The organism is Geothrix fuzhouensis (genome assembly GCF_024609325.1).
Taxonomy (GTDB): domain Bacteria; phylum Acidobacteriota; class Holophagae; order Holophagales; family Holophagaceae; genus Geothrix; species Geothrix fuzhouensis.
In genome coordinates, this window is sequence record NZ_JANHMQ010000002.1 from 774,639 (window position 1) to 791,813 (window position 17,175).

Here is a 17,175-nt window from a genome sequence, read left to right on the forward strand (position 1 = left end):
GTGGCAGAATGATTCTCCGCATCATACGGGAGTCGCCTTGAGCCCAACCCCTTCAAATCTCACACCCCGGGAGCGCCTCGTGGTGGCCCTGGACCTGCCCTCGGCCCAGGAAGCCCTGGCCATGGCTGGGCGGCTGGCGGGCCGGGTTGGGATGCTGAAGGTGGGGCTGGAACTGTTCTGCGCCGAGGGGCCGGCCTTTGTCCGTGAGCTCCAGAAGCAGGTGCCGGTCTTCCTGGATCTGAAGCTCCATGACATTCCGACCACGGTCCGCCGGGCCCTGGAGGCTGTCCTGAAGCTGGATCCGCGCCTGGTCAACGTCCACGTGCAAGGTGGGCCCGCCATGCTGGAGGCGGCCGTGGAGGCTGTGCGCGCCCATCGCGCTGCGGGCGGCCGGACGGAACTGTTGGGCGTGACCGTGCTGACCAGCCTGGATCGCGAGGCCATGGCCGCCCTGGGGCACGCGGGTCGGGCTGAGGACTTGGCCCTGGCCTACGCGAAGCTGGCCCGCCAGGCCGGCTGTGACGGTGTGGTGTGCTCGGCCTGGGAGGCCGCGACCATCCGGGAAGCCTGCGGCGAAGGGTTCCACTGCCTCACGCCGGGCATCCGCCCCGCCGGGGCCGCCCTCCAGGACCAGGCCCGAGTCATGACGCCCGCCCAGGCCTTGAAGCAGGGCTCGACGTGGCTGGTGGTGGGACGGCCCATCACCCACGCGGCGGACCCCGCTACCGCGGCGGAAGCCATCGTGGCCGAGATGGAAGCCTGATGTCGGTTGGCTCGCCCCTTGTCTTCCGGCCCTCCTTCGCCCAACGGGCCATGGCTGTCCTGCTCTTCGCGGGGTCCTGGATGGTGGGCGTCCGCGCCTTGGCGCAGATCATGGAACGCCTGCCCGTCCTGCGCGCCTCCATGAAGGTGGCCGAAGCCGCCAGTGAGCCGACCTGGTCCTTCTGGGTCGCCCTGGTGGCGGCCGTCGGCGCCGTGGTGGTGGGCAGCTTCCTCCTCCTGGCCACCCTTCTGGGTCTGCTCCTGGTGGAGGGTTCGCAGGTGCTGGTGGACGAGCTGGGGCTCGCCGTGGAGCACAACGCCCTGCCCGCGCCCCTGGCCCGCAAGCTGGGCGCCGGGCGCCTGCCCTGGAAGCGGATCACCCGCCTCGAACACTCCGGCCCGTTCTTCGTGCTGCGGGGCGGCGGTGAGCCGGAGCATCACGGGCCGAAGGATCCCACCCTCCGCTTCCTCATGGTGGATGAGCTGGAGCGGCTGGTGTTCACGATCCTGGAGCGCAGTCCGAATCTGAAGCACGAGGAGTGATGCCCTCACTCATGGAAGTCTCCGGGTTCGTCACGGGCGCCGCCTGCGTGGGCCTGCTGGTGCGCCAGAACATCTGGAACTGGCCGCTCGGCATCGCCAACAACCTGGTGTTCATCGTGCTGTTCTACCGGACGGGCCTCTACGCCGACGTCGGCCTGCAGGGGTTCTACATCGCCATCTCCGTCTACGGCTGGTGGAGCTGGCTGCACGGGGGCCGGGATCACGGCGCCCTGGAGGTCAGCCGGGTGAGGACCGCCATGGCCGGCCTCCTGGCACTGGCGGTGGCGGCGGCCACTGGTCTGCTGGCCTGGCTGCTGCGCCACTACACGAACAGCACGGTGCCGGTGCTGGATTCGCTCATCACGGCCCTCAGTCTCGTGGCCCAGTTCATGATGACCCGCAAGTGGGTCGAGAACTGGCTGGTCTGGATCCTGGCCAACTCCCTGTCGGTGGGCCTGCTGATCTACAAGGGGCTCTACGTCACCAGTGGCCTCTACCTGGTCTACCAGGTGCTCTGCATCCTCGGCTGGGTGGCCTGGCGGCGGGCGCTCCGGGACGGCCAGGCCATGCCGGGTCTGCAGGATGGCGTCACATCTTCGGCCGGCTGAGGTAGGCCTCGGCGCCCTTCATCTCCGCCGTGGGGCCGTGGGCGGGTTTCTTCACCCGGGCCTTGCGCTGCTGCAGGCCCCAGAGGGTGGCCAGTTCCGTGGCCTCAGGATTGCCGGGGGCGAGGGCCAGCACCTCGGCCAGATCAGCCCGGGCCGGGCCCAGCCGGCCCAGCTTCTCCCGTAGCAGGGCCCGCTTCATGAAGCCCCAGGGGTTGGCCGGTTCCTTCGCGATGATCTCGGAGTACTCGGCCTCGGCCTCGGTGAGGCGGCCCTCCTCCTCGGCAGCCTCGCCGCAGAGCAGGTTAGTGACGGCGCAGAAGCCCAGCCAGGCCTTCTGTTCGGCGAACTCGGCGGGCGTGAACCGCGACTTTGCCCGAGCCTGCTGGGCGACGTGGTCGATGTGGCGCAGGGCCTTCTCCGTGTGCGCGTCCACCCGGGCGAAGATCTCGGCATCGCCGCTGGCGCGGTAGAAGTCCTTCTGGATGCGGCCTTCGGCGCGGTACTGGTCGAACATGCGGGTGCCCGGATACAGCGCCAGGGGACTGATCTGGCAGTCCTGGGGCCGGGTATCGCGGACGAAGGCGGCGGTCTCCTCCACGTCCGCCCAGGTCTCGCCGGGGATGCCGGTGATGAGGTAGATGCCCAGGTTCATGCCCACCTTGCGCACCTGGCCCAGGGCGCGGCGGGCGTGGCGAAGGTTGGTGCCCTTGTCCAGCAGCTGCAGCACGCGCTCGCTGCCGTGCTCCACGCCGAACTGCATGAACTCGCAGCCCGCGCGCTTCATGGCCACCAGGCGGTCCTCGTCCACCAGGTTCACCCGGCTCTGGCAGTTCCACAGGGGGTGCAGGCCGCTCTCCTGAATGCCCTGCATCAGCGTCAGCACCCGGTCCCGGTTGGCCGTGAAAGTGTCATCCCGGAAGCTGAAGTAGGTGAGGCCGTGCCGCTCGCGCAGCAGCCGCATCTCGCGAAGCACCGAGGGGGCGCTGCGGAAGCGGATGGAGGCGCCCCAGAACTCCGGTGTGTTGCAGAAGTTGCAGGTGGCCGGGCAGCCCCGGCTGGTGCTGAGGTAGGCCAGCTGACCCACGTCGTTCAGGAAGTCCGCCTCCAGGTGCTCGGCGGGAATGCCAATGGCGTCCAGATCCTCCAGCGGTGGCTGGGGCAGGGTGCGGCCGTCGCGCAGGATGAGGCCCGGCGTGCGCTTCCACAGGTCCGAGCCGGGCGCGGTCTGGAGGCGCTCCGCGATGCCCAGCAGCACGGCCTCGCCCTCGCCTTGCACGATGGCGTCCAGGGCCGGGCAGTCCTCGAAGACCTCCTCGGCCAGGTGCGTGGGGTGCGGCCCGCCCGCCAGGAGGACGGCATCAGGGCAGGCCTCGCGGGCCCAGGCCAGCAGCTCGTAGGAGCGCTTCCGGTTGAAGGTGAACATGGAGACGCCCACCACCGACGGGTTCTGGGCCCTCAGGTAGGCCAGGACCTCCTTCCGCCCCTTGCCGCTCAGGTTTGCCACCCGGCAGGGCAGGTCCCGGGCCTTGAGCATGGCCTGGAGGTAGCCCAGTCCGATGGGGAGGAAGGTCATCCACTCGTCCCCGAAGCCGCTGCGGGGGGCGCTGTAGGTGAGCAGGGTGCGGGGAGAGGTCATGGGCTCCGATGGCGTGACTTTCCAGTGTACGGAAAGGGATTCCCGAGGGAAGCGGACATTCCCTGTACGGATGTCAAGCCTCGTCCAGAAACCCCGGAGCCGCTAGAATCAAGGCTTCCGGAGCCTCCATGTCCGTTGCCCACGAACCGGCCGTCACTGAATCCCTGGCTCTGGAGCTGGGCTTGTCGAAGGATGAGTGGCAGGTGCTTCTGCGCCTTCTGGACGGGCGGATGCCCACCTACCCGGAGCTGGGCGTGTTCAGCGCCATGTGGAGCGAGCACTGCTCCTACAAGTCCAGCCGCATCCACCTGAAGAACCTGCCCACGGAAGGCCCCCGCGTCATCCAGGGCCCGGGCGAGAACGCGGGCGTGGTGGACCTCGGCGACGGCTGGGCCGTGGCCTTCAAGATGGAGAGCCACAACCACCCCAGCTTCATCGAGCCCTACCAGGGCGCGGCCACCGGCGTGGGCGGCATCCTGCGCGATGTGTTCACCATGGGCGCGCGGCCCCTGGCCAACCTGAATTCGCTTCGTTTCGGAGAGATCGATGCCCCGCGCATGAAGGGGCTCGTGAAGGGGGTTGCAGCGGGCATCGCGGGCTACGGCAACTGCATGGGCATCCCCATGCTGGGTGGCGATTGCGCTTTCGACGCCAGCTACAACGGCAACATCCTGGTGAACGCTTTCACGCTCGGCGTGCTGCGCAGCGACAAGATCTTCAAGGGCTTCGCCTCCGGCATCGGCAACAAGATGATGTACATCGGCTCGAAGACGGGGCGCGATGGCATCCACGGCGCCAGCATGGCCTCGGCGGAATTCGGCGAAGGCAGCGAGGAGAAGCGCCCCACGGTGCAGGTGGGCGATCCCTTCACGGAAAAGCTGCTGCTCGAGGCCTGCCTGGAGATCTTCCAGACCGATTGGGTCATCGGCATCCAGGACATGGGCGCCGCGGGCCTCACCTCCAGCAGCTTCGAGATGGCCAGCCGCGCGGGCACGGGCCTGGAGATCCGCCTCGACCAGGTGCCCATGCGCGAAGAGGGCATGACGCCCTTCGAGTTGATGCTCAGCGAGAGCCAGGAACGCATGCTGTTGGTCGCCCGGCCCGGCTGCGAGGAGAAGATCATCGCCGTGCTGCACAATTGGGGCCTCGATGCCTGCGTGGTGGGCGAAGTGACCGACAGCGGCCGGTTCATCGGCAGCTGGCACGGGGAGCCCGTCATCAACCTGCCCATCCAGCCCCTGGTGGACGCCGCGCCCAAGTACGACCGGCCTCGCCAGCGCCCGGGCTACCTCGACGCAGTGAACACCGCCCCGCTGCCCGCGGACCTCAAGCCCGCCGAGGTGGAGCGCACCCTGCGCCAGATCCTTGTGGCGCCCACCGTGGCCAGCAAGCGGTGGATCTTCGGGCAGTACGACGGCACGGTGCGCAGCAACACCCTGCTGGGCATGGGCCGCGGCGACGCCGGCATCATCCGCGTGAAGGACGAGGCCGGCCAGGACACGGGCAAGGCCGTGGCCATGAGCAGCGACTGCAACAGCCGCTTCTGCTACCTGGACCCCTTCTGGGGCGCCGCCCACGCCGTGGCCGAGGCCTGCCGCAACCTGGCCTGCGTGGGCGCCGAACCCATCGGCCTCACGGACTGCCTCAACTACGGCAATCCCGAGAAGCCCGAGAACATGTGGACCTTCGAGCAGGGCTGCCTGGGCATCCGCCAGGCCTGTCTGGCGCTTGATGTGCCCATCGTCAGCGGCAACGTGAGCCTCTACAACGACACCGAAGGCCAGAGCATCTTCCCCACGCCCATGATCGCGGCGGTGGGACTCATCGAGGACTGCGCGGGCCAAGTGGCCATTGATGCGCCCGACGCCACGGCCCTCTCGAGGGTGGGCAACCGCCTCTGCGGATCCAGCTTCCGCACCGCCCACGACGGCATCTTCCTGCTGGGCGAGACCCGCGACGAATTGGGGGGCAGCGAGTACCTGAAGCTGCGCACGGGCAAGGTGGAGGGCGCCTGCCCCGAGCTGCGCCTGGACGAGGAGCTGCGCCTCCAGGCCTGCGTGCGCGAGGGCATCCGCCTGGGGCTCATCCGCAGTGCCCACGACACCAGCGAGGGCGGCCTGGTGGTCGCTGCGCTGGAGAGCGCCTTCGGCGCGAATGATGGTGAGGGCATGGGCTGCCAGCTGATGCTGGTCAAGGGCGCCCTGCGCCTGGACAGCCTGCTCTTCGGCGAGACCGCCGGCCGCATCGTGGTGAGCGTGAGCCCCGAGGCCGAGGGCAGCCTAGCCACCCTCTGCGCCACCCACCGCGTGCCCGTCGCCAAGATTGGCGCCACGGGCGGCTCCCGGATCACCGTCGCCGTGGATGGCCAGCCCCTGCTGGATGCGGAGGCCGCCGAGCTGAAGGATCTGCACGCCCAGGCCCTGGAGCGTGCGTTGGGTTGACAGGCGGGATTTGCCCGGAAATTCTGAGGATCTTCCCCGAGGGTTTTATGCGTCTGCCGGTCCTGCTCCTCCTGGCTTCATCCCTCGTCGCCGCCGGCGTCGCCCAGAAATCCGGGAAACCACGGCCGTCGGCGGTGGGCGCCGAGGCTTCCCGGCTGGAGTCGGAAGCGAAACGCGCCAGGGCTTCCGCCGACCGGCTGAAGGCGGGCGCGGCCCGGGCGGAAACGCAGGCGAAGACCGCCGCGGCCAAAGCCAAGGAGGCGGAAACCCGCGCGGCTGACCTTCAGATCCGGGCTTCGGAAGCCCGCGCCAAGGCCGCCGAGGCCGAGGCGAAGGCCGCCTCCAATAAGGCCAGCGAGGCCCGCGTGAAGGCCCGCGAGGCTCAGCAACGGGTGGCCAGTCTCAAGGGCGCCAAGGCCAAGCCGGCCAAGTCCGGCAAACCGGGCGCCAAGCCGGAGGCCGAGCCTTCCCCCAAGGCCGAGCCGAGCCCGAAAGCCAAGGCGGAACCGACTTCGAAAGCTAAGGTTGACGCCGCCTCCAAACCCGAACCGGCCCCGAAGCCAGAGCCGGAAAACGTCCCCAAATAGCGTTCGTCTGGGGATTCAGATCCCCATGGCGGCCGGGGCCTTGATCTTGGCGAGGATGCCGTACATCAGGTTCTGATCCACCTTCAGGCCAGCCTTGAAGGCGGCGTGGTCCGTGTGGTTGATCTCCCGCTGGATCTCTTCGAGGCTGCGATCCAGGAGCCGCATGAGGAGATCGGTTTCCTTGGTGTCCAGGTAGAGTTCCATGGGTCCCTCCTACCCGCGCGACCACCGTACCAGGCCGCGTTCGCAGCCAATATCAGGTCCCGGCGGCCTTCACGCCAGTCTCGTCGCCTTCCTGGCGGATCAGCGCCCTCCCAGGAGCCTTGCCGGCAGCAGGAACAACCCCTTCACGATCCCGAAAGCCCCCTCCACCGCGAAGCCGAGGAGCCGAAAGGGCAGGAGCAGCAGCCAGATCAGCGGGTATAGGAGCAGGGCCAAGATCGCCACGGGCCAACAGATCAGCAGCAGGATCAGCCAGAGCAGGAACGCAGCCATGAAAGCCTCCGATGGTCCAGGATCGGCCTCTGGCGGCCAAGGCGCAGGTTCAGATCGGCGAATGTGCCGCGGGGGCCGGTGGTCGACAGGAGGTAAGATCCTTTCCATCACCTCCAAGGAATCCGCATGCCACACCGAGACGATCCCATGACGTTCGACCGCCGGGCCTTCCTGGCTGCGGGGCTGGCCACGAGCGCGGCGGCGCTGGTGGGGGGCGATCTGAAGACGGCTCCCGCGACCAAGGGGCTGGTTCTGGAAGAGGCCACGGTGGACGGCTTGCAGGCCGGCATGACGGCGGGCCAGTGGACCTCGGCTGATCTGGTGCGGCGGTACCACACACGTATCAAGGCTGTGGATCAGGCTGGCCCCAGATTGAACGCGGTGATCGAGCTAAACCCGGAGGCCATGGCCGTCGCGAAGTCTCTCGATGCCGAACGGAAGGCTGGGAAAGTGCGCGGACCGCTCCATGGCATTCCCGTGCTCATCAAGGACAACATCGATACCGCGGACCGCATGAAAACCACCGCGGGCTCCCTGGCCCTGGCCGGCGCCCCGGCTCCCAGCGAGGACGCCTTCGTGGTGAAGCAGTTGCGCGCGGCCGGGGCCGTCATTTTGGGCAAGACGAACCTCAGCGAATGGGCCAACTTCCGATCCACCCGCAGCAGCAGCGGTTGGAGCGGGCGCGGCGGGCAGACCCGCAATCCCTACGCCCTGGACCGCACCCCCAGCGGCTCCAGCTCCGGTTCGGGCGTCGCTGCCGCCGCCAGCCTCTGTGCCGTCGCGGTGGGCACCGAGACCGATGGTTCCATCGTGAGTCCCAGCAACGCCAACGGCCTGGTGGGCCTGAAACCCACCGTGGGCCTGGTGAGCCGCAGTGGCATCATCCCCATTTCCGCCACCCAGGACACCGCCGGCCCCATGGCGCGGACGGTGCGGGACGCGGCCCTCCTGCTGACCGCTCTCGCCGGCGCCGATCCCAAGGACGCCGCCACCGGCGATCCCGCCGCCCGCCGCGAGAAGGACTACACCCAGTTCCTGGTCGCCGACGGCCTCAAGGGGGCACGGCTGGCGGTGGTCAAGAATCTCCTGGGCGTCCATGCCCACGTGGATGCCATCATCCGTCCCGCCCTGGAACAGCTCAAAGCCGCCGGCGCCGTGCTGGTGGAAGTGGAACTGAAGTCCGCCGCCTATGACGATGCCGAATTCGAGGTGCTGCTCTACGAGTTCAAGGCGGGTCTCAACGCCTACCTGGGGAATCGGGGCGGCGCCGTGACGGATCTCACGAGCCTCATGGCCTTCGACGAGCGTGAAAAGGCCCGGGAGATGCCCTTCTTTGGTCAGGAGATCCTCGTTCAGGCCCAGGCCAAGGGGCCGCTGACGGAGGCCGCCTACCGGAAGGCCCTGGATGCGTGCGCCCAGGCCCGGAAGGACATCCTGGGTCTGCTGGAGAAGCACGCTGCCCAGGCCATCGTGGCGCCCACGGGCGGCCCGGCCTGGCTGATCGACCACCTCAACGGGGATAGCTCCGGCCTCAGCTTCTCCAGCCCCGCCGCGGTGGCGGGCTGCCCGCACATCACCGTGCCTGCGGGGTTTGCCGCCGGCCTGCCGGTGGGGCTCTCTTTTGTGGGCGCGCCTTGGCAGGAGGGCACCCTCTTGAAGCTGGCCTATGCCTACGAACAGACCTCTAAGGCCCGCCGTCCGCCCCGTTTTGCCCCTTCTTGCCGTCTCACACGTTGACAGCGAGGGACCCGCAGCCCACCCTTGGTCACCCTTTCAAGGAGAACTCATGAACCGCGCTCTGCTCGCCCTCCTGTTGGCGGCCTCCATGGTGGCCGTGGCCCAGGAACCCAAGACTACGCCTGCCGCTCCCAAGACCGCCGCCGAACTGAAAGCGGAGAAGAAGGCTGAGAAGAAGGCCAAGAAAGCGGAAGCGGAGAAGAAGGCGGCCGAGGCGAAGACTGCTGTCGCGAAGCCTGCCGCACCCAAGACCGCCGCTGAACTGAAAGCGGAGAAGAAAGCCGAAAAGAAGGCTGAGAAGGACGCCAAGAAGGCGGAAGCGGAGAAGAAGGCCGCGGAGGCCAAGGCTGCTCTCGCGAAGCCTGCTCCCGCACCTGCTGCGAAGCCCATCCCTGTGCCGGCTGCGGCTCCGAAGCCTGCTCCTGCACCCGCGCCAGCCGCCGCTGCGGCCGCGGCTGCCAAGACCGCTCCGGCCAGGACTGCGGCGACCTCTTCCGCCATCATCGCCAACAAGGACTCCAAGATCTACCACCGGGCCGACTGCAAACTCGCCTCGAAGATGAAGGACTCGAACCGGGTTTCCTTCGCCTCCGCCGCCGAGGCCGACAAGGCTGGCTACAAGGCCTGCAAGGTGTGCAAGCCCTGATGGGCAGTCCTCAGTTCTCACGTTCCAGGGGAGGTTCCAATGAAAGTGGTTCTGTGCTTGATGCTGGGTACTTCGCTAGCGCTCGTGGCGCAGGTTCCCAGCAAAGATGAGCTGAAGGGCGCCGCGAATGCAGCGGTGGACAAGGGCCAAACCAAGGCGGACACCAAGGCTGATGAAGCCAAGGCGAAGGCTGACAAAAAGGCCGTGGACGCCAAGGCCAAGGCGGATGCCAAGGCCGGGTCGGTTCCCGTGGCCGGTGAACACGTGAAGGCCGCCACCGCCAAGGGTGAGGGTGCCGCAAAGACCGGCACCGACAAGGCCAAGGCCAAGTCAAGGAAGGGCACCACCAAAGGCGCCCAGAAGGCCAAGACCGTGACTGAAAAGGTCGCCAAGTAGACTTTGGTCCAAGCTGAGAAAAAAGGGCGCCATCCGGCGCCCTTTTTTCTCAGCAGAGGCTTTGCCTCACTTCTTGGGGAACTGCCGGTCGTAGGCTTCCTGGGCGTACTCGCTGGGGGGGACCCCGAAGCGGCGCTTGAAGGCACGGGTGAAGGCGCTGGCGTCATAGAAGCCGAGGATCTTCGCCACGTCGCTGGGGCGCTCGCCGTTGGCCAGCAGGGTGACGGCACGCTGGAGGCGCCGCTCGATGAGGTACTGGTGCGGCGTGGTGCTGGTGGCCTCGCGGAAGAGGCGGATGAAGTGGTCCGGGGTGCAACGGGCCATGGTGGCCAGCTCGGGCACGCTGTTCTTGGCGCCGATCTGGACTTCCATGTGATCCAGCACCAGCTGCAGGGTCGAACGGTTCAGGCGGTAGGGGAAGCGGCCCCGATCCTCCTTCTCTGTCAGGCGCGAAAGCTCGGCCCCCAGCAGGATGAGGAAGAGCTCCCGAGTCATGAGCTGCACGCCGTCGGGATTGGCCAGCTCCTGGGAGAAGATGCTGAACAGTTGCTTGAGGCTGAGGCTGCGCAGCACGGCGAAGCTGGATTCCTGCCACTTCCGCGGCGGATTCTGGAGCGCGGACAGCAGCGGCTCAGGGAAGGGGCCTTCCATGAACAACGCCGTGAAACCGAAGGGCGCGTTCGCATGGTGGCGCTTCAGGGTGTGCCCGAAGCCCGGCAGCAGCAGGGCCAGGTCGCCGGAGCGGATCACGCCCTCTTCGCGGTCCTCGCTGGTGCAGACGCGCACCGCATGTGTGGGCTGGAGCAGCGTCCAGGCATCCCGCGCGGGCAGCAGCTTCGTGGGGACCGGGTCCCGTTTGAGCACTGCCAGCCGAAGGGGGCCGCTGGTGTAGGTTTGGAGGTTCTTGGCTTCAGGTTCGCTCATGGCTCAGGAATAAACAGGCATGCCCATCGGGGCTATCCGGAAGGATGACAGGAAAACTTTTTGCAAGATGGGAAATTTTCACAAGCCTGGGCAGAAATTTTTTCCAGGGGTGGGAAACCCACGTCAGGCCTTGGCAAAGGCCGCTTCCAGGCTCCTGAATATACCCAGGCCGCCCGTGGGGCCCAGCTTCGGGTCCACGGCCCGCTCGGGGTGGGGCATCATGCCCAGCACGTTGCCCTTGAGGTTCACGATGCCGGCGATGCCGTTCATGGCGCCGTTGGGCACGTGGTCCGCGCCGATCTCGCCCTGGGCCGAGCAGTACCGGAAGGCCACGCCGCCCCGGGCCTCCAGATCCGTCAGATCCTCGGGCTCCAGGGTGAAGTTGCCCTCGGCATGGGCGATGGGCACCCGGAACACGTCGCCGGCCTTCATGGCGCGGGTGAAGGGCAGGTCGGTGCGCTCGACGCGCAGGTGCACATCCGCGTGGATGAAGCGCAGGGATTCGTTCCGCAGCAGGGCGCCAGGCAGCAACTGGGCTTCGCAGAGGATCTGGAACCCATTGCATACGCCCAGCACCAGGCCGCCGTTGTCGGCGTGCCGCTTCACATCCGCCATGATGGGCGCCAGGGCCGCGATGGCGCCGCAGCGCAGGTAGTCGCCGTAGCTGAAGCCGCCGGGAATGAAGACCAGGTCCGTGTTTTCGGGCAGCCGCGCGTCCTGGTGCCAGACGGAGATCGTCTCCCAGCCCAGTACCGTGCCGCAGGCGTGGAGGGCGTCGTGATCGCAGTTGGAGCCCGGGAAGACCGGGACGGCCACGCGCATCACAACACCTCGATGGAGGCCTTCTCCATCACGGGATTGACCAGCAGCTTGTCGCACATGGCCTGGGCCTTGGCCTTCACCTCAGCCGGATCGGTGCCCGGGATGTCCATCTCGATGAGCCGGCCGATACGGACGTGTTCCACCTCGAAGGCGAAGCCGTGCAGTCCTTGTTCCACCGCTTTGCCCTGGGGATCCAGGATCCCCGGCTTCAACTGCACCGACACGCGCACCTTCATGGAGCCCTCCGCCCCCCCAGTGTACCTGAGCGGCCCGGTGCCTGGCGGGTGAAGGGCGGCCAGAGAACCCCCAGAATCAGGCCTTGTTCCGCGTCGGCGGACGTTCGGCGGCAGTCTTCGACTTTCGGTCCACCCCATCCCAGCGGTGGGCCTCCAGGTCCAGGTTGCCAAGATCATCCACCACGATGCCTTCGTCCCGCAGGCGGCCGATCTGCTCAAAGGCGCCCCACCAGCGGCCCCGGCTGGGCACATAACCGCGGGTGTTCACCACGCGGTGCCAGGGCACGTCCGTGCCTTCGGGCAGGCCCGACAGCACCATGCCCACCTGGCGCGGGCGCTGGGGGAAACCCGCCAGCAAGGCCACCTGGCCGTAGGAGGCCAGACTGCCCTCCGGGATCCGCGCCACCACAGCCAGCACCGCCGCACGGAAATCCCGGGGCGGGGCCGAGGGCTCGATGCGTCTGGGGGACTTCGCAGCCATTCGAAGGCTCCAAGGAAGGAAACGACTCACGCAGAGGGTCGCAGAGGAAACGGAGGTTCGTGAAGGAAAGAGAAAGAGGTTCATCGCGTCCTTCCGGAGAAGGGTGAGCGTGGTTCACGGCAAGGTGGCCGCCGTCCCGGAAGCAACCACTACCCCTCACCCTTCCGTCAAAGAACAAGATGTTTTTCGCCACCGATTACAGTGATTCCGCTGATGGCACCTCGGATGTTTCTCGCATGGGCCGGCCGAAGGCCGCTTCCGGCTCCGCCGGAAGTCATTGGGGGGCGCCAGGGTCGCGCATCCCCAGGAGGACACGCCCCTGACGCCCCCCATGGAGCCCATGCTGCCTCGGGACAGGGCCCATCTTTTTCATCACTCTTTTATCACTGCAATCACTGAAATCGGTGGCAATGACAGTCGGTTCATCACGCCAATTCGCCAAGAGCCAGAAAAGACCGCACGGCTTTTCTCGGCGTACCCCTATTCCCTCTGCAATCTCCGCGAGGGTTTCCGCTCCGGAGTTCGCTTCAGGCCTGAACGCCGGGGCGCTGGTCGGCGGGCACGCGGGAGCGGAAGCCGCCTTCATAGCTGTGCCAGTGGTCGAGGGATTCCTCGGGATAGGCCCAGCACCAGTAGCCATCGCCGGAATCGAAATCCACGAGCCAGAGGCCCTTCACGTCGGCTTCCAGATCTTGCATGCTCTGCTGCCAGATCTCGACCAGCGTCTGCAGCCGATCGCGGAGGTTCTCGGCTCGGGCCTCGTCCTTGGCGTCCTCCGCGTGGGTGAGCTCCTCGGCGAGGCTCGCGGCAAGTGTGTAGACAGGTTCCGTCACGGCCCTCACCTGCGGCATCAGGGCCCGGGCTTCGTCGAGGGTGAAAATGCGGCCCATGGCGCCTCCATTGCTCCATGATAAGCCGATGCGGTTCGTGCCCCAGATACCATCCAGTTTTGCCCCCGAATCCTGGCTCCCCTTCGCCCCCCTGGTGTTGCGGTGGGACGGCCAGCTGCACCCGGACTGGTCCCCCGCCGTCCGCCGGGGGCTGGCGGTCCATGCCATTCACCTGCCGGGCCAGGCTCCCGTGGCGGAGGCCCTGGCGGCCCTCCAGGCCACCCTGGGCCCGGATTTCCTCGTCCTGCCTGCCGCGCGCCCGGAGAATCGCGAGGCGGGCTTCCGCCTCCTGGGCCACCTGGAAACCTTGCTGGAGGCCACCAGCGGCCGGGGTGTGAAGCTGGCCCTGCGGATCGAAGGCGGGGCCGAGGCCGACGTGGTGGAGCTGCTCCGGCAGGCCCGGGCCGAAGCCGTGGGGTTCTGCTGGCACCCGGGCACCGCCGACGCCGAACTGCTCGCGGATCGTCTCTGGTGCGGCGTCTGCGCGCCAGGCTCTGATCTGCGCCCGCTCCAGAGGCTCGGCTACCGCTGGGACATGGCGCTGCCTGCCGAGGATCCTGCCACCTTCCGTGTTCAGGCCGCCGCGCTGGAAGCCGCCCATCCGCCGGTGCTCTTCCCCGCCGAGATGCCCGCCACCGCCCTGGGTCGCCCGGTGGTGCCCGATGACAGCGTGGTGTTTGGCAGGCACCTTTTAGCCGACGAGCCGCGAGACCCTTCATGATCCAGTCCCTGCTTGTCATTGCCGGCGAAGATTCGGGCGATTTGCACGGCGCCGAGCTCCTGAGAGAGCTCAAAGCCCGCCGGCCCGACCTGCGGATCATCGGCGTGGGCGGCCCGCGCATGACGCCCTTCCTGGACCGGAAGCTGGCGGACGTGAAGGATCTGGCCGTGGTGGGCTTCGTGGAGGTCATCAAGCACCTGCCGCGCCTCAACCGCCTCTTCCAGCAGATCCTGGCCGCCGCGCAGGAGGAGCACATCGCCGGCGCCCTGCTCATCGACTACCCGGGTTTCAACCTGCGCCTGGCCAGGGCCCTGCGGAAGCGGATGCCGGCTGTGTCGCTGCACCAGTATGTATGCCCCCAGGTGTGGGCCTGGAAGAAGGGGCGCATCCCCGAGCTGGGCACGGTGCTGAATACCCTCTATTGCCTCTTCGACTTTGAACCAGAGCTGTTCCGCGGCTACCCCGTGGATGCCCGCTTCGTGGGCCATCCCCTGGTGGAGGTGGTGAAGCCCGAGTGCGACCGCGCCACCTTCTTCGCAGAGACGGGCCTCGATCCTGCGCGGCCCTTGGTGGCCCTGCTGCCGGGCAGCCGCAAGGGCGAGATCGAGCGGCTGCTGCCGCCCATGGCCGAACTGGCCCGGCGCTGGCGCACGGCCCGGCCCGAGGTGCAGTGGGTCCTGCCCGTGGCGCCCACGCTGGAGCCCGCCTTCGTGCGCGCCCACCTGGGCCCAACGCAGGATCTGGCCCCAGTGACGCTGGTGCAGGACCGCCCGTACGCCGCCCGCGCCCACGCGGACGCGGCCCTGGTGGCCTCGGGCACCGCCACCCTGGAGACCGCCCTGCTGGGCACCCCCTTCGCCATCGCCTACAAGCTGAACGCCCTCACCTATCAAATGGCCAAGCGCTTCGTGAAAGTCCCCCACTTCGGCCTCGCCAACGTCGTGGCTCACCGCGAAGTGGCCCCCGAGCTGCTGCAGGGCGAGGTCAACCCCGAGCGGCTGGGCGTGGAACTGACGCGGCTGCTGGAGCCCGACACCGCCCGCCGCATCCGTGCCGAGCTGGGGGAGGTGCGTGGCCACCTAGGTGAACCCGGCGCCGCTGGCCGGGTGGCCGAGGATCTGCTCCACAAGCTGGGCGTGTGACCGCAAACGAAAGAACGGGCCACGAGGAACACTAAGGGCACAAGAAAGAAGGATTTTCTCTGTGGGCTTTGTGTTCTTCGTGGCTGGTTTTCTCTGAGCCTGGCCCCTCCCGTTCGACCTGCGTTTCATACCGATCAGAAGAGAACCGACCCGGCGATCCGCTATGGGAGTATGGTTCTCCGAACTCTCACAGACGGCAGGCTCATGGCGGGTTGGCCGTCTGGTACAAAGTTAGGAGCCACACCATGTATCAACACCACTTTCGAGCGGCAATGGCATCTCTAATCCTGGTCTCTGCCTTTGCTTGTGCTCCCGCTGTTCTTACCCAATCGTATCCACGCGGATTAGATATTTCAGGAGAACTCATCACATATGGTGAGCCTGAAATCACCTTGGTTAGCCTAAGCGTTAAGCGCCAAGACAAGGCCCCTTCGTGGAATGCTGAATTCGAAGATGGTACAAGGGCGGAAATCATTGCTGAAGACATTCCAGGCTTGACCATTCTGAAATGGAAGGTCGATAAGGAACGCATGACGACCCTCACAAAAGTCCCTTACAAACTCCGAGTCGCGAACGGGAGTGCCACATTCGACACGACCGTTTCATTCAGTTCTGCCGGTAGAGACTTCTCGGGTCAAACACTGTTAAAAGTGGTCACGCAGCTAGTTATTAGCCATTGAAAGCTCCTAATCTCTCGCTTAATTCGAACCCCGCCTGCATGGCCTTTCGTGCTTTCGCAACATCTCGCTTCCTCGGCTCAACTAATCGCCTCGGCGCAGGCGGGGCCGGTTTGTTTTACTCGCCTGGCGCTCTCACTCAGTCCCCATTCAAGGGGCCATACCGGAAAGGACTGCTCATGAGTCTCCGAGGTGCCACTTCAGTCTGCCTTGGGTTGCTGTCGCTTACAGGCTGCGCGCCAGCCATCCTGACGGTTGCGAATATGACCATTCCGAGGAGCCTCTATTTCCACCCGGTTAAAGGCCCAATCCTCGATCAATATCCCAACACTGTGGTTGCTGGGTCCGCCAGTGGGCTTACGTCTGGTTCAATTTCCATGAAATTACCCACCGGTGAATCCTGCAAAGGCGAGTGGAGCCCTGTCCCCCAAACGCAATCTGAAACGGGCCTCTCCAGTGACTGGGATCTCATCTACGGGCAGGGCTATTTCCTGAAAAACATCCAGGGATCGAGAAACCGAGTGAAGGCCAAGCTGGTTGGAGACAAGGGCTCTGAAATTCTGGCTGAGTTCTACCGGCATTCCGAACACGAAGCCACTTTGCAAGGTGTGGCCAAGGACTCCGCTGGGAATGTATACAAAATTACGAATTGAGCCCGATCCTTCACTCGATTCGGGCTCATCCTGCACGGCCTACCACGCTGTGCGCTTCCCCCTGTTTCCACTGCCGCACTGAGCCCTGACCCAATCTTCCACGCCCCCATGATCGGGGCCTACCCAAGAGGGGGTCTCCATGACTTCCACACGACTTCTGCTGGCCGCGGGGCTTTCGACGTTGGGGCTCCTGGGCCAGGCCCCGGCCGCCTCCAAGCCCGAGGGGGCTTCCGCCGCCACCGCCCAGGCTCCGCAGGGGCTGCGCTCCGCCGAGGCGCTCGAGGCCCGGATCGGCCAGCCGGTGGCCGACGTCCAGTTCGCGGACCTGGAAGGGAAGGCGTGGTCTCTGTCGGCCCTGCGGGGGAAGGTGGTCTACCTCAACGTCTGGTTCACAGGGTGCCCGCCCTGCGTGAAGGAGATCCCGGACCTCAACGCCCTCCACGCCCGGTTCGGATCCCATCCGGACCTGGTCATGCTGGCCCTCACCTACGACGACGAGTCGAAGGTCCGGGAATTCCTGAAAACCCGGCCCTTCCAGTTCCCGGTGGCCTGCATCCCGTTCGCGGCACTCAAACAGCTGGCCATGTCGGGGTCCAGCGTGGTGTTCCCGACGCACCTGATCCTCGACCGCCAGGGAAACCTCGCCGTGGCCAGCACCGGCGGGAGCGAGCAGATCAGCCGGAACCTGGCCTTCTCCCTCGGCCAGGTGCTCGGAGCGCCGGCAAGCCCTTCGGCCGGGCGCTGAGGTCCTGATCCGAGCGCTGGGAGGCAACTGGCC

The 17,175-nt window shown here is 66.7% G+C and carries 21 protein-coding genes; 13 read left to right on the top strand and 8 right to left on the bottom strand.

The window, feature by feature from the left end; all coding sequences use genetic code 11:
• Positions 1–37: 37 nt before the first annotated feature.
• The 3 genes from pyrF to pnuC are packed head-to-tail and all read left to right on the top strand — an operon-like array spanning position 38 to position 1,913.
• On the top strand, positions 38–763 hold the full coding sequence (gene pyrF / locus NOV74_RS10790; RefSeq protein ID WP_257312152.1) for an orotidine-5'-phosphate decarboxylase: 726 nt from the start codon (positions 38–40) through the stop codon (positions 761–763).
• Positions 763–1,305, top strand: a complete 543-nt coding sequence (locus NOV74_RS10795) for a hypothetical protein (RefSeq protein WP_257312155.1) — start codon at positions 763–765, stop codon at positions 1,303–1,305. The genes pyrF and NOV74_RS10795 overlap by 1 nt, the downstream gene beginning before the upstream one ends.
• A complete protein-coding gene (pnuC, locus tag NOV74_RS10800) occupies positions 1,305–1,913 on the top strand; it encodes a nicotinamide riboside transporter PnuC (protein ID WP_257312157.1) in 609 nt (202 codons plus the stop codon). The genes NOV74_RS10795 and pnuC overlap by 1 nt, the downstream gene beginning before the upstream one ends.
• On the opposite strand, the gene NOV74_RS10805 is transcribed toward pnuC, so the two are convergent.
• Complete coding sequence (locus tag NOV74_RS10805) at positions 1,894–3,549, bottom strand: B12-binding domain-containing radical SAM protein (RefSeq protein WP_257312161.1); 1,656 nt, start codon at positions 3,547–3,549, stop codon at positions 1,894–1,896. The genes pnuC and NOV74_RS10805 overlap by 20 nt on opposite strands.
• 128 nt (positions 3,550–3,677) lie before the next feature.
• Here NOV74_RS10805 and purL point away from each other — a divergent pair, with 128 nt between their 5' ends.
• Positions 3,678–5,990 (top strand): phosphoribosylformylglycinamidine synthase subunit PurL, encoded by a 2,313-nt coding sequence (gene purL / locus NOV74_RS10810; RefSeq protein WP_257312165.1) that lies wholly within the window; start codon positions 3,678–3,680, stop codon positions 5,988–5,990.
• A 47-nt stretch (positions 5,991–6,037) separates the two neighbouring features.
• The gene (locus NOV74_RS10815) at positions 6,038–6,577 is read left to right on the top strand and encodes a hypothetical protein (protein WP_257312169.1); all 540 of its coding nucleotides are present in this window, start codon (positions 6,038–6,040) and stop codon (positions 6,575–6,577) included.
• 15 nt (positions 6,578–6,592) lie between these two features.
• On the opposite strand, the gene NOV74_RS10820 is transcribed toward NOV74_RS10815, so the two are convergent.
• Together NOV74_RS10820 and NOV74_RS10825 are read right to left on the bottom strand one after the other, a co-directional pair.
• Complete coding sequence (locus tag NOV74_RS10820) at positions 6,593–6,781, bottom strand: hypothetical protein (RefSeq protein ID WP_257312170.1); 189 nt, start codon at positions 6,779–6,781, stop codon at positions 6,593–6,595.
• Between the two features lie 99 nt (positions 6,782–6,880).
• Positions 6,881–7,072, bottom strand: a complete 192-nt coding sequence (locus NOV74_RS10825; RefSeq protein WP_257312171.1) for a hypothetical protein — start codon at positions 7,070–7,072, stop codon at positions 6,881–6,883.
• 126 nt (positions 7,073–7,198) lie between these two features.
• Between NOV74_RS10825 and NOV74_RS10830 the strand changes: the two genes are divergently transcribed.
• The 3 genes from NOV74_RS10830 to NOV74_RS10840 are packed head-to-tail and all read left to right on the top strand — an operon-like array spanning position 7,199 to position 9,851.
• Positions 7,199–8,809, top strand: a complete 1,611-nt coding sequence (locus tag NOV74_RS10830; protein WP_257312173.1) for an amidase — start codon at positions 7,199–7,201, stop codon at positions 8,807–8,809.
• Between the two features lie 49 nt (positions 8,810–8,858).
• Entirely contained in the window at positions 8,859–9,455 is a 597-nt protein-coding gene (locus NOV74_RS10835) for an Ada metal-binding domain-containing protein (protein WP_257312174.1), read from the top strand.
• A gap of 39 nt (positions 9,456–9,494) precedes the next feature.
• Positions 9,495–9,851, top strand: a complete 357-nt coding sequence (locus NOV74_RS10840) for a hypothetical protein (protein WP_257312175.1) — start codon at positions 9,495–9,497, stop codon at positions 9,849–9,851.
• 66 nt (positions 9,852–9,917) lie between these two features.
• Here NOV74_RS10840 and NOV74_RS10845 read toward each other — a convergent pair whose 3' ends face one another.
• From NOV74_RS10845 to NOV74_RS10865, 5 genes are all read right to left on the bottom strand, one after another.
• On the bottom strand, positions 9,918–10,775 hold the full coding sequence (locus NOV74_RS10845) for an AraC family transcriptional regulator (RefSeq protein WP_257312177.1): 858 nt from the start codon (positions 10,773–10,775) through the stop codon (positions 9,918–9,920).
• Positions 10,776–10,898: 123 nt separating this feature from the next.
• Positions 10,899–11,597, bottom strand: coding sequence for a phosphoribosylformylglycinamidine synthase subunit PurQ (gene purQ / locus NOV74_RS10850; RefSeq protein WP_257312178.1), 699 nt, complete (start codon positions 11,595–11,597; stop codon positions 10,899–10,901).
• Positions 11,597–11,833, bottom strand: coding sequence for a phosphoribosylformylglycinamidine synthase subunit PurS (purS, locus tag NOV74_RS10855; protein ID WP_243288712.1), 237 nt, complete (start codon positions 11,831–11,833; stop codon positions 11,597–11,599). The genes purQ and purS overlap by 1 nt, the downstream gene beginning before the upstream one ends.
• A 76-nt stretch (positions 11,834–11,909) precedes the next feature.
• A complete protein-coding gene (locus NOV74_RS10860) occupies positions 11,910–12,314 on the bottom strand; it encodes an MGMT family protein (protein WP_257312182.1) in 405 nt (134 codons plus the stop codon).
• A gap of 527 nt (positions 12,315–12,841) precedes the next feature.
• Positions 12,842–13,204 carry a DUF2203 domain-containing protein gene (locus NOV74_RS10865; protein WP_257312184.1) on the bottom strand — a complete coding sequence of 121 codons (363 nt, stop codon included), beginning with the start codon at positions 13,202–13,204 and terminating at the stop codon, positions 12,842–12,844.
• Between the two features lie 28 nt (positions 13,205–13,232).
• Between NOV74_RS10865 and NOV74_RS10870 the strand changes: the two genes are divergently transcribed.
• The 5 genes from NOV74_RS10870 (at position 13,233) to NOV74_RS10890 (ending at position 17,142) form a co-directional block, all read left to right on the top strand.
• Positions 13,233–13,925 carry a hypothetical protein gene (locus NOV74_RS10870; protein WP_257312186.1) on the top strand — a complete coding sequence of 231 codons (693 nt, stop codon included), beginning with the start codon at positions 13,233–13,235 and terminating at the stop codon, positions 13,923–13,925.
• On the top strand, positions 13,922–15,067 hold the full coding sequence (lpxB, locus tag NOV74_RS10875; protein WP_257312188.1) for a lipid-A-disaccharide synthase: 1,146 nt from the start codon (positions 13,922–13,924) through the stop codon (positions 15,065–15,067). Before NOV74_RS10870 ends, lpxB begins: the two co-directional genes overlap by 4 nt.
• A 245-nt stretch (positions 15,068–15,312) precedes the next feature.
• Entirely contained in the window at positions 15,313–15,747 is a 435-nt protein-coding gene (locus NOV74_RS10880) for a hypothetical protein (protein ID WP_257312190.1), read from the top strand.
• Positions 15,748–15,923: 176 nt separating this feature from the next.
• Positions 15,924–16,397, top strand: a complete 474-nt coding sequence (locus tag NOV74_RS10885) for a hypothetical protein (RefSeq protein ID WP_257312193.1) — start codon at positions 15,924–15,926, stop codon at positions 16,395–16,397.
• A gap of 139 nt (positions 16,398–16,536) precedes the next feature.
• Positions 16,537–17,142 (top strand): TlpA family protein disulfide reductase, encoded by a 606-nt coding sequence (locus tag NOV74_RS10890; protein WP_257312196.1) that lies wholly within the window; start codon positions 16,537–16,539, stop codon positions 17,140–17,142.
• Positions 17,143–17,175 lie beyond the last annotated feature (33 nt).

What these genes read in the sequence shown, in the direction of transcription:
- NOV74_RS10795 (WP_257312155.1), top strand. Translation starts at nt 763, where the DNA reads ATGTCGGTTGGCTCGCCCCTTGTCTTCCGGCCCTCCTTCGCCCAACGG.
- pnuC (WP_257312157.1), top strand. Translation starts at nt 1,305, where the DNA reads ATGCCCTCACTCATGGAAGTCTCCGGGTTCGTCACGGGCGCCGCCTGC.
- NOV74_RS10805 (WP_257312161.1), bottom strand. Translation starts at nt 3,549, where the DNA reads ATGACCTCTCCCCGCACCCTGCTCACCTACAGCGCCCCCCGCAGCGGC.
- purL (WP_257312165.1), top strand. Translation starts at nt 3,678, where the DNA reads ATGTCCGTTGCCCACGAACCGGCCGTCACTGAATCCCTGGCTCTGGAG.
- NOV74_RS10815 (WP_257312169.1), top strand. Translation starts at nt 6,038, where the DNA reads ATGCGTCTGCCGGTCCTGCTCCTCCTGGCTTCATCCCTCGTCGCCGCC.
- NOV74_RS10820 (WP_257312170.1), bottom strand. Translation starts at nt 6,781, where the DNA reads ATGGAACTCTACCTGGACACCAAGGAAACCGATCTCCTCATGCGGCTC.
- NOV74_RS10825 (WP_257312171.1), bottom strand. Translation starts at nt 7,072, where the DNA reads ATGGCTGCGTTCCTGCTCTGGCTGATCCTGCTGCTGATCTGTTGGCCC.
- NOV74_RS10830 (WP_257312173.1), top strand. Translation starts at nt 7,199, where the DNA reads ATGCCACACCGAGACGATCCCATGACGTTCGACCGCCGGGCCTTCCTG.
- NOV74_RS10835 (WP_257312174.1), top strand. Translation starts at nt 8,859, where the DNA reads ATGAACCGCGCTCTGCTCGCCCTCCTGTTGGCGGCCTCCATGGTGGCC.
- NOV74_RS10840 (WP_257312175.1), top strand. Translation starts at nt 9,495, where the DNA reads ATGAAAGTGGTTCTGTGCTTGATGCTGGGTACTTCGCTAGCGCTCGTG.
- NOV74_RS10845 (WP_257312177.1), bottom strand. Translation starts at nt 10,775, where the DNA reads ATGAGCGAACCTGAAGCCAAGAACCTCCAAACCTACACCAGCGGCCCC.
- purQ (WP_257312178.1), bottom strand. Translation starts at nt 11,597, where the DNA reads ATGCGCGTGGCCGTCCCGGTCTTCCCGGGCTCCAACTGCGATCACGAC.
- purS (WP_243288712.1), bottom strand. Translation starts at nt 11,833, where the DNA reads ATGAAGGTGCGCGTGTCGGTGCAGTTGAAGCCGGGGATCCTGGATCCC.
- NOV74_RS10860 (WP_257312182.1), bottom strand. Translation starts at nt 12,314, where the DNA reads ATGGCTGCGAAGTCCCCCAGACGCATCGAGCCCTCGGCCCCGCCCCGG.
- NOV74_RS10865 (WP_257312184.1), bottom strand. Translation starts at nt 13,204, where the DNA reads ATGGGCCGCATTTTCACCCTCGACGAAGCCCGGGCCCTGATGCCGCAG.
- NOV74_RS10870 (WP_257312186.1), top strand. Translation starts at nt 13,233, where the DNA reads ATGCGGTTCGTGCCCCAGATACCATCCAGTTTTGCCCCCGAATCCTGG.
- lpxB (WP_257312188.1), top strand. Translation starts at nt 13,922, where the DNA reads ATGATCCAGTCCCTGCTTGTCATTGCCGGCGAAGATTCGGGCGATTTG.
- NOV74_RS10880 (WP_257312190.1), top strand. Translation starts at nt 15,313, where the DNA reads ATGTATCAACACCACTTTCGAGCGGCAATGGCATCTCTAATCCTGGTC.
- NOV74_RS10885 (WP_257312193.1), top strand. Translation starts at nt 15,924, where the DNA reads ATGAGTCTCCGAGGTGCCACTTCAGTCTGCCTTGGGTTGCTGTCGCTT.
- NOV74_RS10890 (WP_257312196.1), top strand. Translation starts at nt 16,537, where the DNA reads ATGACTTCCACACGACTTCTGCTGGCCGCGGGGCTTTCGACGTTGGGG.